Raw genomic sequence first — 2,073 nt, 5'->3', positions numbered from 1 at the left:
CCGCCGCGCGCCACCGGCGCACTGCGTCGGCCTCGCCGGCTGCCGCGGGCGCCGTCACCGCGGGTGCGACCGGGGTGCCGGCGGTGGCCGCCAGGCCCGCGACCAGGGCGGCGAGCTCGGCGTCGTCGGGCTCGCCGCGTACCACCCGCACCTCGGCGCTCACAGGGGGATGTTCCCGTGCTTCTTGGCCGGGAGGCCAGCCCTCTTGGTGCGCAGGGCCCGCAGCGCCCGGACGATCTGCGTGCGCGTCTGGGACGGGGCGATCACGCCGTCGACGTAGCCGCGGTCCGCGGCTTCGTAGGGGTTGATGAGCGCGTCCTCGTACTCGCCGGTGAGCCGGGCGCGCTCGGCCTCGACGTCGCCGCCCGCGTCGGCGACCGTCTTGAGCGCGCCGCGCTGGAGGATGTTGACGGCGCCGCCGGCGCCCATGACCGCGACCTGCGCCGTCGGCCAGGCGAGGTTGACGTCGGCCCCGAGCTGCTTGGAGCCCATGACGATGTACGCGCCGCCGTAGGCCTTGCGCGTGATGACGGTGACGAGAGGGACGGTGGCCTCGGCGTAGGCGTAGATGAGCTTGGCGCCCCGGCGGATGATGCCGTTCCACTCCTGGTCCGTGCCGGGAAGGAAGCCCGGGACGTCGACGAACGTCAGGACCGGGATGTTGAACGCGTCGCAGGTCCGCACGAAGCGCGCGGCCTTCTCGGCGGCGCTGATGTCGAGCGTGCCCGCCATCTGCAGGGGCTGGTTGGCGACGATCCCGACCGGGCGGCCCTCGACGTGCCCGAACCCGATGAGCACGTTCGGCGCGTAGAGCGCCTGGACCTCGAGGAGGTCGCCGTGGTCGAGGACGTGCTCGACGACCGTGCGCATGTCGTAGGGCTGGCTGTCCGAGTCCGGCACGAGCGCGTCGAGCTCGAGGTCCTCGTCCGTGATCGCGAGGTCGGCCTCCTCGTCCGGCCAGACGACCGGGTCGGTGAGGTTGTTCGAGGGCAGGTAGCCCAGCAGTGCCTTGACGTAGTCGATCGCGTCGTCCTCGTCGCTGCCGAGGTAGTGCGCGACGCCCGAGCGGGCGTTGTGCGTGTGCCCGCCGCCCAGCTCCTCGAAGCCGACGTCCTCGCCCGTCACGGCCCGGATGACGTCGGGGCCGGTGATGAACATGTGCGAGGTCTGGTCCGCCATGACGATGAAGTCGGTCAGGGCGGGGGAGTAGACCGCGCCGCCCGCGCTCGGCCCGAGGATCAGCGAGATCTGCGGGATGACGCCCGACGCGGCGACGTTGCGGCGGAAGATCTCGGCGAACTGCGTCAGGGCCGCGACGCCCTCCTGGATGCGCGCGCCGCCGCCGTCGAGGATGCCGATGAGGGGGACGCCGGTGCGCAGCGCGAGGTCCATGACCTTGGTGATCTTCTGGCCGTGCGCCTCGCCGAGCGAGCCGCCGAAGACGGTGAAGTCCTGGGAGTAGACGGCCACCTGGCGCCCGTCGACCGTCCCGTAGCCGGTGACGACGCCGTCGCCCGGGATCCGCTTCGCGTCCAGGCCGAAGGCGGTGGAGCGGTGCCGCACGAACGCGTCGAGCTCGACGAAGCTGCCCTCGTCGAGCAGGGCGGCGATGCGCTCGCGGGCCGTCTTCTTGCCCCGCGCGTGCTGCTTGGTGGCCGCAGCGGTGTCGTCGGCGGCGCGCCCCGCACGATCGGCGAGGTCCTCGAGCTTGGCGGCTGTCGTGTCGGTCACGTCCCCGAGGGTAGTTGTCGGGTGTGCACATCCTCGGTGCGGGTCCCGACGGCGTGGCGCCCCCCGCATGTGCCGGACCCGACAACGCGCGGGGATGGGCGTGCGCAGACGGGTGGGAACCGAACGGGCTCCGGCCCACGTACCGTGGCCGCATGACGACGCCCCCGCCGGTCCTCGACCCGGACGCCGTCGCCCGCGCCCTGCCCGCAGCCGGCCGCGTCGTCGTGGTGGCGCGCACGGGCTCGACGTCGACGGACCTCGTGGCTGCCGCGCGCGCCGAGCCCGCCGCGTGGCCCGACCGGTCCGTGCTCGTCGCCGACCACCAGGCCGGCGGCCGCGGTC

At 73.7% G+C, this 2,073-nt stretch carries 2 protein-coding genes and 1 pseudogene; 1 reads left to right on the top strand and 2 read right to left on the bottom strand.

The window, feature by feature from the left end:
- Both IDM29_RS16450 and IDM29_RS16445 read right to left on the bottom strand, forming a co-directional pair.
- A partial coding sequence (locus IDM29_RS16450; RefSeq protein WP_309232759.1) for an acyl-CoA carboxylase epsilon subunit occupies window positions 1-145 on the bottom strand: 145 nt, incomplete at its 3' end.
- A 14-nt stretch (window positions 146-159) separates the two neighbouring features.
- Window positions 160-1,731 carry an acyl-CoA carboxylase subunit beta gene (locus IDM29_RS16445; RefSeq protein ID WP_255491783.1) on the bottom strand — a complete coding sequence of 524 codons (1,572 nt, stop codon included), beginning with the start codon at window positions 1,729-1,731 and terminating at the stop codon, window positions 160-162.
- A 152-nt stretch (window positions 1,732-1,883) separates the two neighbouring features.
- Between IDM29_RS16445 and IDM29_RS16440 the strand changes: the two are divergent.
- A pseudogene (locus tag IDM29_RS16440) lies at window positions 1,884-2,073 on the top strand (biotin--[acetyl-CoA-carboxylase] ligase); the annotation flags it as partial.

This window comes from Actinotalea sp. JY-7885 (assembly GCF_014525465.1).
In the GTDB taxonomy this organism is placed as follows: domain Bacteria; phylum Actinomycetota; class Actinomycetes; order Actinomycetales; family Cellulomonadaceae; genus Actinotalea.
Note: the sequence above shows the minus strand (reverse complement) of the source record. Positions and strands in the feature narration are given on the sequence as shown.